The organism is Leptospira langatensis (genome assembly GCF_004770615.1).
Taxonomy (GTDB): Bacteria; Spirochaetota; Leptospiria; order Leptospirales; family Leptospiraceae; genus Leptospira_B; species Leptospira_B langatensis.
This window is the reverse complement of sequence record NZ_RQER01000005.1, coordinates 184038-196729: the sequence shown is the minus strand read 5'-3', so window position 1 is coordinate 196729 and position 12692 is coordinate 184038. Positions and strand designations below refer to the sequence as shown.

13 protein-coding genes are annotated in these 12692 nt (G+C 46.2%); all 13 read right to left on the bottom strand.

The genetic code is table 11. The features are described 5' to 3' along the window. Positions 1 to 10: 10 nt before the first annotated feature. Positions 11 to 463, bottom strand: a complete 453-nt coding sequence (locus EHO57_RS08870; protein ID WP_135646692.1) for an LIC_20196 family exoprotein — start codon at positions 461 to 463, stop codon at positions 11 to 13. A gap of 156 nt (positions 464 to 619) precedes the next feature. Continuing rightward, entirely contained in the window at positions 620 to 1198 is a 579-nt protein-coding gene (locus EHO57_RS08865; protein ID WP_135646691.1) for a thioredoxin domain-containing protein, read from the bottom strand. 146 nt (positions 1199 to 1344) lie between these two features. Next, positions 1345 to 2001 (bottom strand): energy transducer TonB, encoded by a 657-nt coding sequence (locus tag EHO57_RS08860; RefSeq protein WP_135646690.1) that lies wholly within the window; start codon positions 1999 to 2001, stop codon positions 1345 to 1347. 14 nt (positions 2002 to 2015) lie between these two features. Next, positions 2016 to 2420 carry an ExbD/TolR family protein gene (locus EHO57_RS08855; RefSeq protein WP_135646689.1) on the bottom strand — a complete coding sequence of 135 codons (405 nt, stop codon included), beginning with the start codon at positions 2418 to 2420 and terminating at the stop codon, positions 2016 to 2018. A 26-nt stretch (positions 2421 to 2446) separates the two neighbouring features. Next, on the bottom strand, positions 2447 to 3061 hold the full coding sequence (locus tag EHO57_RS08850; RefSeq protein WP_135646688.1) for a MotA/TolQ/ExbB proton channel family protein: 615 nt from the start codon (positions 3059 to 3061) through the stop codon (positions 2447 to 2449). Positions 3062 to 3127: 66 nt separating this feature from the next. After that, positions 3128 to 3634, bottom strand: coding sequence for a hypothetical protein (locus EHO57_RS08845; RefSeq protein WP_135646687.1), 507 nt, complete (start codon positions 3632 to 3634; stop codon positions 3128 to 3130). After that, on the bottom strand, positions 3634 to 6183 hold the full coding sequence (locus EHO57_RS08840) for a TonB-dependent receptor plug domain-containing protein (RefSeq protein WP_135646686.1): 2550 nt from the start codon (positions 6181 to 6183) through the stop codon (positions 3634 to 3636). The genes EHO57_RS08845 and EHO57_RS08840 overlap by 1 nt, the downstream gene beginning before the upstream one ends. Then, positions 6180 to 6521 (bottom strand): hypothetical protein, encoded by a 342-nt coding sequence (locus EHO57_RS08835; protein ID WP_135646685.1) that lies wholly within the window; start codon positions 6519 to 6521, stop codon positions 6180 to 6182. Before EHO57_RS08835 ends, EHO57_RS08840 begins: the two co-directional genes overlap by 4 nt. Then, positions 6518 to 6934, bottom strand: a complete 417-nt coding sequence (locus EHO57_RS08830; RefSeq protein WP_135646684.1) for a hypothetical protein — start codon at positions 6932 to 6934, stop codon at positions 6518 to 6520. The genes EHO57_RS08835 and EHO57_RS08830 overlap by 4 nt, the downstream gene beginning before the upstream one ends. 14 nt (positions 6935 to 6948) lie before the next feature. Next, the gene (locus tag EHO57_RS08825) at positions 6949 to 7335 is read right to left on the bottom strand and encodes an LIC20211 family lipoprotein (protein ID WP_135646683.1); all 387 of its coding nucleotides are present in this window, start codon (positions 7333 to 7335) and stop codon (positions 6949 to 6951) included. A 241-nt stretch (positions 7336 to 7576) separates the two neighbouring features. Further along, on the bottom strand, positions 7577 to 8620 hold the full coding sequence (meaB, locus tag EHO57_RS08820; RefSeq protein WP_135646682.1) for a methylmalonyl Co-A mutase-associated GTPase MeaB: 1044 nt from the start codon (positions 8618 to 8620) through the stop codon (positions 7577 to 7579). 4 nt (positions 8621 to 8624) lie between these two features. Continuing rightward, a complete protein-coding gene (gene scpA / locus EHO57_RS08815; RefSeq protein WP_135646681.1) occupies positions 8625 to 10805 on the bottom strand; it encodes a methylmalonyl-CoA mutase in 2181 nt (726 codons plus the stop codon). After that, complete coding sequence (locus EHO57_RS08810) at positions 10802 to 12685, bottom strand: methylmalonyl-CoA mutase family protein (RefSeq protein WP_135646680.1); 1884 nt, start codon at positions 12683 to 12685, stop codon at positions 10802 to 10804. The genes scpA and EHO57_RS08810 overlap by 4 nt, the downstream gene beginning before the upstream one ends. Positions 12686 to 12692 lie beyond the last annotated feature (7 nt).

Below are 12692 nucleotides of genomic sequence, written 5' to 3'. Positions count from 1 at the left end.
AGGATACCTTTTAGTTCTTAACGTGGGATAGGATCTTTTCTTCCAGTTCTTTGCTGTATTCCCTGAAAGCATAAGGATGAGGTTCGTAAAGGGCAATGGTCTCGGACTCGGTTCCTTTGCTATCCTTTACTTTTTTCTTTATTAGAAAAAGAATATATTCTCCTTCCTGAGGAGTGGCTTTCAGCCACTTGCCGAATAATTCCGGAAATACTAAGAATGCCAGGTCGAATTTTTGAGGCAGTTCGCTTCCTCCTTTTAACGCTTTTAGCACTTCTACAGTCGCAGTGACCGAGATGGAATTGGAGGAGATCTTACTTTCCTTTACGTTGGAGAGCCGTGCAAATGCAATATAATTGGAAGCGTTGACCTGGGACTCCAAGGGGGGAGGAGGAGTAAGTGCAGATAAGGGAAGAATGAATATTAGGAACAAAAGCGAGAATACCAAAGGTATTTTTCTTTGCATTGTGAGTCGCTCCGGGAAAGAAGTTTTTAACACGGCTTTCCACTTTACTTCGAAATCCCCGAGTTGATCAACGATTTTCCGAGCTATAAACGGCTTAGCGAAGATGAAAATTCTTAGTAAAAGAAATGAGATGTGGATTTTTATGGGAACTTCGGATTATTTTGCTTGGACTAGCAATTCAGGAATATTGATGGAATCCGGATGCTCTGCAAAATGCGGAAAGATGCCTCTGATCTTAGGAGAATCATCTACCCAGATGAGAGCAGGTTGGTATCTCATTCTTTCAATTTCAGGAATGATATAGGATTGGATACCGAAGGCTCTTGCTAGTTCCATTCCCGCACTCGGTCCGTTTGGACTTAGGAATATGATCTTCTCCCCTAAGTCTCCGAAAAGGTTTTTTAGATTCTTATAATGATCTTTATTCGGAGCCAAGGTGATGAATACGAATTGCGCTCCTAAGGGAGCGGACTCTTGGAAATGGGTCAGGAACTTCTGAAGGTCTTTTTGATTCGTTTCGGGGGAATCGAAGGAACCGAAATACAATAAGGTCTGCTTTCCTGTTAGGATATTTTTGAGAGAAACGGATTCCTTCTTTTGGCCTAAGAATAGGATCTCGTTCGGGACCTCCTTCTCCGCAAGTATCATCTCCGGGTCTTTAGGAGATAATAGAAAGAGTAAGGGAATGATCGCAATCGTTCCTAATAAGGAGAATTTCCAGCGATTTGATTCCATGTCCTTATTACAATGGACGGGAGGGGCCTTAAAACCGCAGCAGTATTCTTAGAATGTATGTTTGGATTTTTAGGGAATGTTATATCTAAAAAAGGTATCTTCCAGAAATTTCCGGAAGGAATTGCCTTAATTATGACGTCGGGAAATTAATTATCTCTTAGCTCGAAGTGGACAGGGACTCTATGGTTCATTCTAGTCGGACGTCCTTTTGCATAGCCAGGGCTCCATCTCGCGATCCTAACGACTTTGACAGCGGCATCCTCGAAGCCATAGCCTTTGATTGTGGATCGAACCACTTTGGCCTGCACCAGATTTCCTCTTTCATCTACTTGTACTTCTAAAGTGATGTCTGCATAGGAGATCCCTTGGGCCTTTGCATTCTCCGGAAAGAAATCGTTCAGGTCGAAATCTATAATAGCTGCCGGAGGCTTGTCTCCTAAAAAGGCGTACAAGAATCCGTCCTTGTCTGTGCCGTCCCCACTCAATTTGTTCGGATCGATTTCTGCCTCGTCCGGATCTTCCCCGTCTTTTTTAGAACCTTCTACCCATTCTTCTTTTTCCACATGGGTAGGGGAAGTTTCTCCTCCTAATAATTCAGGGGGAATGTCCTCTATATCCACTTCGACATTCATCTCTAATTGTTCCGAATCTACGATGGAAACATCCGTATGAGTGGCTATATAATAGATCCCGAAAGAAAGAATATGGGCTGCGATCGAGCCGTACAAACATTTTTCCCAAAGAGTAAGTTCCTTCACTCTTTGCAGTGTTGCGGTCTTTATTTTTTCTAAGCCTTGGTTCATTCCTAAGCCTAAATTTATCTTTTCACCGATAAAGCGATCCGAGTCACTCCGGCCTTGTGGATCAATCCCATGGTCTCCGCTATCTTTCCATACGGAATGGAAGAATCAGCCGACAGGGTAAGCCTCATATTCGGTCTGAATTTCAGATCTCTTTGCAACTGTGCTTGCAAACGAGGACCGTCCGTCTCCGCTCCTTCTAACATGATCTTGCCGTCCTTGGTCAATGCGACCTGAACGGATTGCGCCACATTCGGATCCGCGGAATCTACCTTAGGTAAATTGATATTGATGGATTCCTTTTTCAGGAAGTTTGCAGTTACCATGAAGATCACTAGGAGCACTAGGATAACATCCACCATCGGTGTGATATTAATGCTACCTATCTCTTCTCCATCTCCGGAAGAACTTTGTCCTGCCATCTTCTACTCCTTAAATTTCTCGGGAGTTATTTCCGAGAGAGGCTCGCTAAGAATTCTCTGGAAAGTATATCCAGGTTTGCTTGGATGATCTTCAATTTGCGAGTAAAGTAGTTATTTGCCATTACCACCGGGATTGCCACTGCCAAACCTACTGCAGTTGCCAAGAGTGCAGTGGAGATGGTCCTCATCACTACGTCCGCTCCGGTATTTCCTAAGGTTCCTAAACGATAGAATGCGTTGATCACTCCAAATACTGTTCCGAGTAGTCCGATAAAGGGGGCGTTGTTTCCTAGAGTATTTAGAATGGAAAGTCTGGTCTCGAATTCGACTCTTTCTCCGATTGCCTTTCCTTCCATCAGTTCACCTAGACTTTCTTTTCCTTTTTTGGAATGTTCTGCAGAGAAGCCGGCGAATCTCGCGTATACATTTTCAGGATGGGTCTCCGTGAATTTATGCGCTTCGGAAAGTTCTCCCTTGCGGACGGTTTCGATGATTTCGGAGAGTAAGGATTTGGAATCCTTGGTATTTTTAGTAAATACGATAGCTCTTTCGACCACTACTGCGATTGCGAGAATGCTCGCGATGATCATGATCACGAATACAGCTGATTCACCGTACTCGATGAAACTCTCAAAATTCATTCTAGGTATCCTTCCTACATTCTGTTTTTTTGCCTGGTATGATCCCAGTCATTCTGTTTTTGTTCCTTAATTCCCGGAAGAAGGTTCCGGCTCAGAAAGATAGAGTTCTTTGCAATTTCGGAGACAGTTTAAGGTTTCGACCCCGGATCCGGTGATGAGTTCCGTTCCGTCCCCTTCGCAACTGCCCTCGGATTGAACTCTGGACCAATAGGCTGCATTGCAGTTAAAAATACATTCTTGGACCTTGGCTCCCAGTTTCGACATCTGACCCTGTTCTAAGAGTTGATTGCAATAGGATTCGTAAGAAGAAGCCGAACCTCCGGAGAAGATCTTTGCCAAGGAACCTTCTCCCGAACCGGATAGATCAGAAGTGGAGCTTAGACAATTCTCTGCTTCTTCTGCGGAGCTCTTGCATGCAGATACTGGTTGGGCGGAAGTATTGATGAGAGATTGCAATATAAACCCTTCGCCTTTCGGATCCGTTTCGGTCTGAGAACAGAAGGAAAGCGCAAGTATCCCGATCGCTAGTGCGAGATTGCGGAAGGCAGGTTGGTATATGCTTTGCTCGTTCATTAAAACTTAACCTCTATTCCTACGTTAAAGAAAGGGATCACAACTCCTCCTGGAAGAGGAATGGTCCCAAACGTAGGATTCGGGCTTGGGTTGGTTTTGGAATAAGGCTTGGTATTATCGAAACTCTCTCCATTTACGTTTTCACGCATATAGACGTTGATGATCTCCAAGAACGTATTCACATACCCCCATTCATAATTGAAAAACCGGTCGAATCGGATGTCAAGTCGATGATAAGGTTTTAATCTTTGACTATTGATATATTGTCCTAGGGCCGGATTATTGGCGTATTGAGGGGCCCAATATGTCTGCCCATTGGCGGGGTTACTGAATTTGCCTCCGTCGTCCCCTACAATAGGCGTAAACGGCATACTGGTCAGGTAAGACCATCTTAAGCCGAATTGCCATTCCTGGCTCCATCTCCAGCCGAATACTACGTTGATCACATTGGTCCGATCATAATCGTATAAGGTCTGTTTGGAATTATTATAAACCTGAGAAGTCAGCTCGATCTGCTGCTGGGTGAGCGCAGGAGTATTCGGATACTGCATATAAACATTATTATTTCTGAATGTTTGGGACCAGGTATACGTGATCCATCCGAACCAATGCCTGGTTCCAGGTCTGGAATTCTTCCGAAGCACCAATTCGAAACCGTGAGACCAGCCGGTCCCCTTATTGGAATAATTCAGTTTCTTGTTCAGCACATATGGCTGAGTTACTGCAGAATAGGGATCCGGATTTACTCCGATCAGATCTGTAGCGTACGGATCGTCCACGATCAAATTCGAATATTCCTGTTTGAATACTTCTCCCTTGATCTGATAGTCTCCCTCTAAGAGTTGCTCGATACCGCCCCCATACTTGAATACCTTTTCGAAATTCAAATGAGGGTTCCCGCTGTCCTTGTTGAAACGAGTGTCGAGAGGGAATCGATAGAAATCTCCTCCGCCCCCGAAGACTGTGGTTCCTTTTCCGATCCCTTCAAACTTATAAGAAGCCTGAGCCCTCGGACCTAGAGCACTATGATGCACGTACGGGATATAGTCGTACCTTGCACCAGGCTCGATCTGAAATCCACCGAACTTGATCTTAGTGGTAACATAAGAGTTATAGTACGTTCCCTTTGCAGTGATATTCGTTGGGATCGTAGTGAATGCAGGGCTTTGAGTATCATACGGATTCGGACTCATATTGGTCGGATCGGTTTGTACAATACTAGATCCTCTAGAGTAATAATTCAGTTGTCTGAATTCGGAACCGAACTCAACGCTGAAATGGCGGTTCGGGTCCCAGAATGCATCTTGGCGTACTCCGTTATACGCGCCGCTTGCCTGGCTCTTCCCTTTGATGGAGCCTAAGGAAACGTTAAAATCGGTAAACGGATCATAGCTAATAAAAGTGATCCGATTGGAGAAGGTATCGATCGGTTTCCAAGTATAACGAAGAGCCTGGGTCCTGAATCCTTGTCCTGCAGAAATATTTCCTCCGGCAAAGGCAGCCGTGGAATCGTTTGCAGGGTCGTTTTTATACTTGCTCGGAATGTCCGCTGCAAAGTCGTCTTTGGAATAAAAAGAATGGAAAGAGATCTGGTGCTTCTCATTGAAATTATGAACGAATTTTACCTGAGAGTCCACGAACCTAGGCAATCGTACTCCTTCCGGAAAATTTGCGCCTAAGGCAGAACTCAATCCTTGGACGAAACGATCCAAGTAACCCACGCGGACGGAGGCGATCATATAGCCTTTTCCTCCGAAGGTAGGGCTCATATAACTGATGCTACTCGACCAAGCGGACATGATCAGGTTTTTCTGGGACTTGTCCACCTTGTCTACGGTATCGATATGGATCACCCCACCTAAGGCGTTATTGAAATTCGCGGGATATACTCCCGTATACACGTCCATGGATTTGATCAGGTTGGCGTTTACCACAGCGCTCAATCCGTCAAAGTGGAACGGATATAAGATAGGAAGGTCGTCCACTAAATATAAGTTCGAGTTCGGATCCGAACCTCGGATCACATAGTTATTTGCGCCCCCACCGAATGCGGCTGTAGGCACAACGCCAGGAATTGTCTCGATGGCTCGTAAAGGTTCGCCGAAGGTTCCGGGCATCCTCTTGATCTCATCGTACTTAAGGGTGGTTCGGGACATGATCGGCTTTTCTCTTTCTGCGGAGATGGTGATCGCTCCTTTGGGAGCCTTAGGGACCGAAGAACCGATTCCCCCAGAGTTTGCGCCCGCATCCATATACAGAGTGATGATCTGTCCGGAAGATTCCACATTCCCCTTGAGATCCTGCATATCATCATTTTTTAATACACGGAACGTATACATTCCCGGAGCGGGGACAACTGCGTCGAAATAACCTTCCGCATCCGTTCTATACAATTTCCTGGTCTCGAATAGAAGTACCTGAGTACGAGCTTCCCCTTGGTTTTTCTGTCTGGAGAATAGACGCGCTTTGAATGCCACCTCTGCGAAGACATCCACGGGCGCGAACGCGGCTAGAAAGACTAATTTGATCAGTACTCGTTTCATCTTCATGGGATTTTCGGATCTACAAATGCGTCTTTGAAGTTCAAGTACCAGGGAATTTCACCCAAGGACTTATCGTAATAGATGAGAAGACAAGCAACCGGATAAGACACAAACGGACATTCCGCCTTGGTGATCGCAATACTGCATAGATCCAAATTCCTTCTCTGCACGTCTCCTATCGCTACTGGAAAATGAGGAGGGATCGGATCTCCGCATTTTTGGGAGAGAAAATTTGCGGCAGCATAGATCTGGCTATTTGCGTCTCCTTCCGGAACGGTATCTTGGCGAATACAATCCGCAAAGAAGAAGATGAAAATGCCGAAGATCAATATTCTGGTCTTCATCTTCTTGTGGGCTCCTGGGGCGGTGTTAGATTTGTTTCGGGAGAGCCGATCACAGTCCCTTTGACTTTCAGTACGCTCACAGTTCCTACCGGGAAGAATAGATGGGTCTCATGCCAATACTTGATCTTGACTAGGCCCTTTCCGCCTGGGATCCTTTGGACAGCGTCGCTTAACGCATAATCCATATTCATAGGATTCGTCATGGGGAAGAGACCGAATAAGAAGAATACGGAACTTTCTCCGCTAGAGACGCCTAGCTCTATATAATCGGAAGAACGAATGATTGTCGCGGACTCAGCATATCGAGTGCTTGTTACTCTTCCTCCCACTTCCGTTCTAGAAATGGTGCCGGAACAGGACTCGTTTAGAAAAAAAACGAGAAGGAAAACTATGCCGATCTGAAATCGAATCATAAAGAGTAGGGGAATTAGCGGCCCTTTCTTCTCGGATCTGGTTGCGGTAATTCTTCCTCAAACTTTACCGCTTCCGCAGAGATATGCAATCTGTTCACAGTAACAAACGCAACGATGATCTTATCCGTCCAATATCTCACATTAATGAGAGCATCCGCTTCTTTTTCTTTTTTGAGCTCATCCAACAGGCGATCGATAGGCGGTTCTCCGAGAGGGACCCCTATGATTGCGATATCGAATGTGAACCAGTACTTCATTCCTTCGACGGGAGCGATTACCCTGTACTTCTTATCGGCCATAGGGATCGTGCTTGTAGCAAGCCCCGCACTGGATGTGGCACAGCCGGAAAGAAGAAGGGCTAGGAATAAGGATAAGACTAGTCCGTAAATACGAGATTTCATGTTTTTTCCTTTCCGGGAACCGACCTGAGTCCAAATCTTTCCGACTTAGAACACAAAACGATCCAAGGATCAGGCTTTGTAGAATTTACCGCCATCAAGGAGGGAAAAGATTTATTTTCCAAGGAAAAAATTTGTCTCCAGGAAGGTCCCGGAATTGGAAATAAATTGAATTAGTCCGAAGTCGAACGAAAGAAAGAGGAGTATATTACAAAACTATGATTTTGTATCTTGATTGGAAGTTTTAAGAAGGGCCGCCCGTTTTTTTATAAGACGCAACTAGTTTACGAGCCGCCTGGTACGAGCCGGATAATCCTTGCACGACTCTTTCTTCTTCTTTTGCAAACTCTTGTCCTAGTTTGGAATGAAAATCATCCAAGAGCATTGATTGAACGGATTCGTGGAGCCAATGCCTTGCTTGCTCTTTTCTCTTTTTATCCAAGTAACCTGTTTCTCTGATCGCTTGGATAAAGGTTTGTATCTCGGTCCAGATCTCTGGGATCCCTTCTCCCGTGAGCGCAGAACAGGTCCTGACCTCTGTTTTCATTCCTGATTCATGAGAAGGGAGAAAATGCACTGCGGAAATCGTTTCACTTTTCGCACGATTAGCGCGCATAATATTCTCTCCGTCTGCCTTGGTGACAGCGATCAGATCTGCCATCTCCATGATCCCTCTCTTGATCCCTTGCAATTCGTCTCCCGCTCCAGCGATGAGAAGAAGAAGGAAGAGATCCACCATGGAGTAAACCGCTGTTTCGGATTGTCCTACTCCTACTGTTTCGACTAAGACCGTATCGAATCCTGCCGCCTCACAGAGAAAAATAGTCTCTCTAGTCTTGCGTGCGACTCCGCCTAAGGATTCCCCGGAAGGAGACGGACGAATGAATGCTTCTTTCTTACGAGAGAGAGTTTCCATTCTAGTCTTATCTCCCAGTATGGAACCCTTGGATAATTGAGAAGAAGGATCTACAGTAAGGACTGCGATCTTTCTTCCCTGGTCTATGAGATGATTTCCGAAAGTCTCAATGAAACTACTCTTGCCCACGCCTGGAATTCCAGTAATGCCGACTCGAATGCTTTTCCCGGAATGAGGAAGACATTTTTCTAATATAGCTTCTGCCAATTCTTGGTGAGCGGGGAGAGTGCTTTCGATCAGAGTGATCGCACGGCTGAGAAGTACGATATCCCCGGCAAGGATACCTTTTACGAAAGTATCCTGATCCGGAAGGGTCTTCTTCTTAACCGAGCCTCTGACTAGGTGATCGTCCGATCCTTCCGTTGCCGGCATAGAATTACTGGCCTTCTACGCTTTTGATCAGGAGTTCTAGGATCTCCACTCCCGCTTTGGAAATCTTGGTACCGGGTCCGAAGATCCCGTTCACTCCCGCTTTATACAAATAATCGTAATCTTGTTGGGGAATCACACCGCCTGCAATGACTAGGATATCTTCGCGGCCTAGCTTCTTGAGTTCTTGGATGACCTGAGGCACTAAGGTCTTATGACCTGCCGCAAGGCTGGAAACCCCGAGCACATGCACGTCATTTTCTATCGCTTGCTTTGCGGCTTCTCCAGGAGTCTGGAAGAGAGGACCTATATCGACGTCAAATCCCATATCGGCAAAACTAGTAGAGATCACTTTGGCACCTCTATCGTGACCGTCCTGTCCCATCTTCGCCACCATGATACGAGGTTGTCTTCCCTCGAGCTTAGCGAATTTTGCAGAGAGTTCCTTAGCCTTTTTGAAATCGGGATCGTCCATGATTTCTTCCGAATACACTCCGGTGATCATATGAGTGACGGATTTATAGCGTCCGAACACTTTCTCCATCGCGTACGAAATTTCTCCGAGAGTAGCTCTTTTTCGAGCCGCGTCCACCGCAAATGCGAGCAGATTTCCTTTTCCTGTCTCGGCACATTCTGTGATCGCTTGGAGAGCGGCTTCTACCGCTGCACTGTCCCGATTCTTCTTGAGTTCGTTCAGCTTTCTGATCTGGGACTCTCTAACGGCAGTATTATCGATATCTAAAATATCCAAAGGATTTTCTTTGTCTGGGCGATACCGATTGATCCCTACGATCACATCCCTTCCGGAATCGATGCGTGCCTGTTTACGGGCAGCGGCTTCTTCTATCCTCATCTTAGGGATACCGGTCTCGATCGCCTTTGCGATCCCGCCTAGTTGTTCCACTTCTTGGATCAATTCCCAGGCTCTTTCTGCAAGTTGTGCGGTAAGGGATTCCACATAATAAGAACCGCCCCAAGGATCCACGACTCTGTGGATATTGGTCTCTTCTTGCAAATAGATCTGAGTGTTTCTTGCGATCCTTGCGGAGAAGTCGGTAGGAAGAGCGATTGCTTCGTCTAACGCGTTCGTGTGCAAGGACTGAGTATGTCCGAGAGCGGCAGCCAATGCTTCTATGCAGGTCCTTCCCACATTATTGAAAGGATCCTGCTCCGTTAAACTCCAGCCGGAAGTTTGGCAATGGGTTCTAAGGGCCAGTGATTTGCTATTCTTAGGATTGAATGACTTTACTAGTTTCGCCCAGAGCAATCTTCCCGCTCTCATCTTGGCGATCTCCATGAAATGGTTCATTCCTATCGCCCAGAAGAAGGAGAGGCGAGGCGCAAAACTATCCACGTCCATTCCTGCCTTGATGCCTGTGCGTAGGTATTCCAATCCATCCGCAAGAGTATATGCTAACTCGATGTCCGCAGTCGCTCCTGCTTCCTGCATATGATAACCGGAGATGGAGATGGAATTGAACTTAGGCATGTACTGGGTTGTGTACTGGAAGATGTCCGCAATAATCCTCATGGAAGGTTCCGGCGGATAAATGTAAGTGTTCCGTACCATGAACTCTTTTAGGATATCGTTCTGAATGGTTCCGGAAAGTTGTTCCGGCTTCACACCTTGCTCTTCGGCGGCCACGATATAAAATGCAAGAGTAGGGATGACCGCGCCATTCATGGTCATGGAAACGGACATTTGATCCAATGGGATCTGATCGAATAGGATCTTCATGTCTAGCACGGAGTCGATTGCCACTCCTGCCTTACCCACATCTCCCACCACTCTTTCGTGATCGGAATCATATCCTCGGTGAGTCGCTAGGTCGAATGCGACGGAAAGACCCTTTTGTCCTGCGGCAAGGTTCCTACGATAGAATGCATTGGATTCTTCGGCGGTCGAGAAACCCGCGTACTGACGGATGGTCCATGGTTGTTGGACATACATAGTAGAATAGGGCCCTCTCAAGAAAGGAGGAAGTCCTGCCGCATAATCCAAATGTTCCAGGGATTCCGCATCTTTTGGAACGTAGACTGGTTTAACCGGGATCTTTTCGGGAGTATTCCAAACGGTTTCTTCTAGTTTAGAAAAACCTAATTCATCCAAGGCTTCCTTGGACCAGGATTCGAATTTTGCATCGCCTACGATAGGAGAACGATTTGCGGAGAAGGTAGGTCGTTTCATTTGATTCCCAGCCTTTTTTGGAGATCGGAAAGTGTTTCCAACAGATTGGAGCGGACATGTAAGAATCCGTTCACTCCTAGAGATTCAAGTTCCGGGACTTGATCTTTCGGATAACCAGCCACATATATGAGAGCCTTGGACTTTTGTTTTACTTGTGGTAGGATCTCTTTTACATAAGAAAGAACTTCCTCGTCGGAAGAGCAGAACACGATCACATTCGGATTCTCATTCGAAATTCCGGATATTGCTTCCTGGGCGGTTTCGTAACTTCCTGGATCGATCACGCTTAGCCCAGCGCAGCCTAGGAAATTCAAGGAGAAGATGGCTCTTGCCTTCTTCATTTTTAGATCTCCCAAAGGAAGAAGAAGCGCCTTTACGGTAGTTTGGTTCTCGTTCTCCCAATCCTCCGTAGCCATTCTGATCCCTTCTAATGCGTCTCCCGCAAAGAAATCAGGAAGAGGTTCGCAAACGATCTCGCCTTCTACCTTAGGAAGCGGAGAAGATTTCAGATTCTTATTCAGATCCTTGTTCTTGATCCGATCTTTTGCATTCGGGTACTGGTTGGTCCCCAAGAAGAACTCTTTACGAGTGGAATAGTTTTCTTCCTTTTTCTTTCTGGAAGCAAGGATAGAAGATTGGATCTTACCGGATTTCAGGCATTCCAAGAAGCCCCCGTCCTTCTCCACTTCGGAGAATAATTTCCATGCTTGTTCGGTGATTGCGTCCGTGATCGACTCAATATAATAAGAACCAGAAGAAGGATCGGTAACCTTGTCCAGATAGGACTCATGCTTCATGAGAAGCTGGACATTTCTGGCGATCCTAAGAGAGAAGGAGTCTGCAGGTTGCAAGAGATGATCGAACGGATATACATTGATGACTTCTGCGCCTCCGATGGCTGCGGAAATCGCCTCCGTCGTCCCTCTCAAAATATTATTATGAAGATCGTAGATCCCATAGTTGAATCTTGCAGTCTCCGCAGTGATAAACGGAAGACTTGCCTCTCCCTTGTCCGAAGAATAAGAAGAGAAGATTTCAGCCCAAAGAGTTCTTGCCGCTCTGAACTTAGCGATCTCTAAGAAATAATCCGGACCAATTGTGAACTGGAAGATCGCCTGCGAGTTTGCCACCTCAGGACTGACCCCTAATTCCCCTAATCTGAACAAATACTCGGAGCCAAGAGCCAACGTATAGGCAAGCTCTTGCACGATCGTGGAACCGCTGTCCCTAAACGAAGAAGAGTGAATGCTAAGTGCGCGGAAATGTTTCCATTTTCCTGCGAGTTCGGAAAGGATCGGCTGTAAGGTTTCCGGACCATGTCCGGCAGAATGACCCTGCCTTGCCAGGATCCTGTACGGATCATAGCCCAGTCCTCCTACAAGCTCTTGGTTCTTAGGAAGCCAGGAATAGATCTCGGGAGATCTTTCTTCTGCAACGAAATGGACGGTGATCTCCTTTAATGGAAGATCCTGAAGAAGGAACTCCAGATCTTTCGGGCCTTCGACCGGGATGCCTTTCTTGCCGGAAGTGGAATTCGAGATCACAAAACCCAGCGCGGAAACACCGTTATGCACCGCTTCGAGTGCCAATGTCTTTGCAGTCTTTAGATCGGGGGAGTCAATATCTTGGCGAATGCTCCATTCGTTTGTAAGCTTGCGAGTGGAACGAACATAAGGGAATTTTCCCGGTAAATTGGAAAGGAGCCATTCCTTTCCTTTCAAATCCTCTTTTCTATAAAAGGGTCGGATCTTGAATCCTTCCTGGGTTTCCCAGACCAGTTTTTTTTCAAAGTCCGCGCCTTTCAGATCCTTTTGGATCAGATTGGTCCATTCTTCCGTAGAGATGGGTGGAAATTCGGAAAAGAGTTTTTTAGATGTCATCGACTGC

Excerpts from the sequence above, each read along its gene's own strand:
- EHO57_RS08870 (WP_135646692.1), bottom strand. The coding sequence starts at position 463 with ATGCAAAGAAAAATACCTTTGGTATTCTCGCTTTTGTTCCTAATATTC.
- EHO57_RS08865 (WP_135646691.1), bottom strand. The coding sequence starts at position 1,198 with ATGGAATCAAATCGCTGGAAATTCTCCTTATTAGGAACGATTGCGATC.
- EHO57_RS08860 (WP_135646690.1), bottom strand. The coding sequence starts at position 2,001 with ATGAACCAAGGCTTAGAAAAAATAAAGACCGCAACACTGCAAAGAGTG.
- EHO57_RS08855 (WP_135646689.1), bottom strand. The coding sequence starts at position 2,420 with ATGGCAGGACAAAGTTCTTCCGGAGATGGAGAAGAGATAGGTAGCATT.
- EHO57_RS08850 (WP_135646688.1), bottom strand. The coding sequence starts at position 3,061 with ATGAATTTTGAGAGTTTCATCGAGTACGGTGAATCAGCTGTATTCGTG.
- EHO57_RS08845 (WP_135646687.1), bottom strand. The coding sequence starts at position 3,634 with ATGAACGAGCAAAGCATATACCAACCTGCCTTCCGCAATCTCGCACTA.
- EHO57_RS08840 (WP_135646686.1), bottom strand. The coding sequence starts at position 6,183 with ATGAAGATGAAACGAGTACTGATCAAATTAGTCTTTCTAGCCGCGTTC.
- EHO57_RS08835 (WP_135646685.1), bottom strand. The coding sequence starts at position 6,521 with ATGAAGACCAGAATATTGATCTTCGGCATTTTCATCTTCTTCTTTGCG.
- EHO57_RS08830 (WP_135646684.1), bottom strand. The coding sequence starts at position 6,934 with ATGATTCGATTTCAGATCGGCATAGTTTTCCTTCTCGTTTTTTTTCTA.
- EHO57_RS08825 (WP_135646683.1), bottom strand. The coding sequence starts at position 7,335 with ATGAAATCTCGTATTTACGGACTAGTCTTATCCTTATTCCTAGCCCTT.
- meaB (WP_135646682.1), bottom strand. The coding sequence starts at position 8,620 with ATGCCGGCAACGGAAGGATCGGACGATCACCTAGTCAGAGGCTCGGTT.
- scpA (WP_135646681.1), bottom strand. The coding sequence starts at position 10,805 with ATGAAACGACCTACCTTCTCCGCAAATCGTTCTCCTATCGTAGGCGAT.
- EHO57_RS08810 (WP_135646680.1), bottom strand. The coding sequence starts at position 12,685 with ATGACATCTAAAAAACTCTTTTCCGAATTTCCACCCATCTCTACGGAA.